Source organism: Homoserinimonas sp., from assembly GCF_056262345.1.
In genome coordinates, this window is record NZ_JBACFR010000275.1 from 1 (window position 1) to 2,697 (window position 2,697).

At 64.9% G+C, this 2,697-nt stretch carries 2 protein-coding genes and 1 pseudogene; 1 reads left to right on the forward strand and 2 read right to left on the reverse strand.

Going from position 1 to position 2,697, the window contains the following annotated elements:
- Nucleotides 1-145: 145 nt before the first annotated feature.
- On the forward strand, nucleotides 146-1,342 hold the full coding sequence (locus AC062T_RS12770) for a glycosyltransferase family 4 protein (RefSeq protein WP_476030594.1): 1,197 nt from the start codon (nucleotides 146-148) through the stop codon (nucleotides 1,340-1,342).
- Nucleotides 1,343-1,363: 21 nt separating this feature from the next.
- Here the strand turns inward: AC062T_RS12770 and AC062T_RS12775 are convergent, their stop codons facing one another.
- Together AC062T_RS12775 and AC062T_RS12780 are read right to left on the reverse strand one after the other, a co-directional pair.
- On the reverse strand, nucleotides 1,364-1,867 hold the full coding sequence (locus AC062T_RS12775; RefSeq protein WP_476030596.1) for a DUF3145 domain-containing protein: 504 nt from the start codon (nucleotides 1,865-1,867) through the stop codon (nucleotides 1,364-1,366).
- Nucleotides 1,868-2,016: 149 nt separating this feature from the next.
- Nucleotides 2,017-2,697 (reverse strand): annotated as a pseudogene (locus AC062T_RS12780) (bifunctional 3'-5' exonuclease/DNA polymerase); the annotation flags it as partial.

Genomic DNA, 2,697 nt, shown 5'->3' on the forward strand with positions numbered 1-2,697 from the left:
AGGATCCTGCGATCCCACTCGACGTGGTCACGGAGCCTCGCCCCCTCGGCGACGGCCCCCTCTTCGCGCTGAGCAACTCCTTCGGCTTCGGTGGCCACAACGCCGTCGTCGCGTTCCGCAGCTACTGAGATAGGCGCGGGGCTCTATGCGCATTGCGATCGTTAGCGACTACTTTCTCGACTACGTCGGTGGAGCGCAAACATCGATGCAGCAGCAGAGGCTCGCCCGGCTCGAAGCGGGCCACGAGGTCGTGATGGTTCCCGCCGTTCGCGGCGGATCCGGGCGGTATCTCCGCACGGCAGAGGGGCTGACGACCAAGCCAGCGTTTACGCTGCCGGGCCTGCTGCTGCCGGTCATCCCCAACAACGACGCAACTCGGCGCAGACTCCGCGCCCTCTTCGTTCACGAGCGCATCGATGCCGTGCACGTGCAGACGGAGTTCGGCCTGGCCCACGCTGCTGCAGATGTCGCTGCCGAGCTCAAGATCCCTGCCCTGCACACCGTTCACACGTTCTATTGGGCGAGCGAGGGAGCCAACGCCGCCGTCGCCCCCGTCATCCGTTACCTCCTCGGTCGCCTCACGGGCACTCGACTCCCTCGCGTTGCGCTCAGCGATCGTGCGTCGGACAACGTGCTGCGCAACCTCACACTCTCCATGGCTCAGCGTGCAGACGTTGTGATCTCACCCTCTGCTCACCAGGCGCGAGACCTCACTGCCGCGGGGGTCACGAGTGACATCCGCATCGTTCCTAACCCCATTGCGACTTCGGCTTTGCCATCGGAGGCGCTCGCGCCCGAGGCCGCGGTTCGGCCTTCTTTTTTGTGGGTCGCGCGCTGCGAGGCGGTCAAGCGCCCTCTCGTCTTCGCCGAGGCTGCCATCGAGGCGCTTCGGCGCGCGCCCGGAACATTCAGCGTCGACTTTGTCGGCGACGGAGTCGAACTGCCGGCTCTGCGCAAGCTGACGGCAGGTATCAGCGACATTCGCGTTCACGGCAATCTGCCACACGACCAGGTGCTTCGCCTCATGGACGACAGCGCCGCCGTGGTGCTGACCTCCGTCGGCTTTGACAACCAGCCGATGACGATCGCAGAAGCCGTAAGTCGGCAGCGAGGGGTGCTCTATTGCGATCCCAAGCTGCAAGAGGGCCTCGGTGAGGCGGGATACCTCGCGGACTCTCCGGATGCTGCGGGCCTCGCTGACGCGCTGGTGGCCCTTTCTACGGCTCCTGAGCCGCTACTGGCACTCTCCGAGGGCGCTGGGCGGGAACGCACCCTCTTCGCGCCAGAGACGTTCGTGGCGCACCTCGAGGCGATCGTGCAGACGGCGCCCGAGCGCAGCTAAGCGCGTCGATCGCTGCGGCGGCTAGCCGACCTTGTGAAGCCAGACGACCTGGTTGCTGTCGCTCGCGTGACGGAACGCTTCAAGCTCGTCGTCCCACGCCTGACCCAGGGCAAGGCGGAGCTCCCGGTGCAGCTCGAAAGCATCTGACCCGGCCATCTCCATTGCATAGCGGATGCGGTCTTCGGGGATCACGACATTGCCCGCAGTATCGGTCTGCGCAAAAAAGATTCCGAGATCCGGAGTGTGAAGCCAGCGACCGCCGTCATTTCCCGGGGTCGGGTCTTCCGTCACTTCATAGCGCAGATGCTCCCACCCACGCAGGGCGGATGCCAGAGCGGCGCCCGTTCCCTGCTCGCCCTCCCAATAGAACTCGGTGCGAAGCGCACCCTTGAGGACGGGTTGGTCTGACCACGAGAAGTTCACGGCACGGTCAATGGCGCGACCTGCAGCCCACTCAATATGTGGGGCGAGCGCGCGAGGAGCGGAGTGCACAAAAAGCACTCCGCGTGCGGTTGCTGCAGCCACTTTCTCTCCATTTCGTTTGGTTCGACTTCCCCATCGACCAACGAAACTCGGGTGGCTCTCGGCAACGAGATATGAAATTAGCGAAGCAATGCTTCTTCTCGCATTATGCCTGATCAGCGCTGGTTCTCACAAGCGACTCACGGCAAACGCTATTTCGCCTCACCATAGTTGTCGACAACGGCAACGGTCAGCGGAAACGTGACCGGGAAATCGGCAAACAGGAGCCGTCCTGCAGCCTCGGCCGAATCGCGCACCAGGGCTTCAACCGCGGCAGCATGCTCGGCCGGAGCGTGGATCACGACCTCATCGTGCAAAAAGAAAGCGAGATGCGGTGACTCCATTAGAGGCGACCCGCCCCCGAGGGCGTGGAGCCGAGAGCGGATGAAGGCCATCCACGACAGCGCCCACTCAGCGGCTGTGCCCTGGACAACGAAGTTTCGGGTGAAGCGTCCCCAGCTCCGCGCGGCGCCGCGCGCGCGGTCCTGGGCGGCAGCAGACGCGCCATCTGCCGAGGCGAGTGATTGAGCGTCATGCCAGTCGGAGGCCGGCATCGGTGAGGTGCGACCGAGCCACGTGGCAACGGGGTCTCCGCGCTCGCCTGATCGCGCAGCATCCTCCACGAGTCCCAACGCACGGGGAAATGCGCGCGCGAGCCTGGGAAGCAACCGGCCGCTCTCCCCCGTCGTCGCCCCATACATTGCGCCGAGCATGGCGACCTTTGCCTCGTCTCGCGTGGTCACAGCGCCGACCTGCACGATTCCTGCATACAGATCACCAGATGCCCCTGCAGCCGCCATGGCCCGATCAGCGGCAATCGCGGCCAGGATGCG

Excerpts from the sequence above, each read along its gene's own strand:
- AC062T_RS12770 (WP_476030594.1), top strand. The coding sequence starts at position 146 with ATGCGCATTGCGATCGTTAGCGACTACTTTCTCGACTACGTCGGTGGA.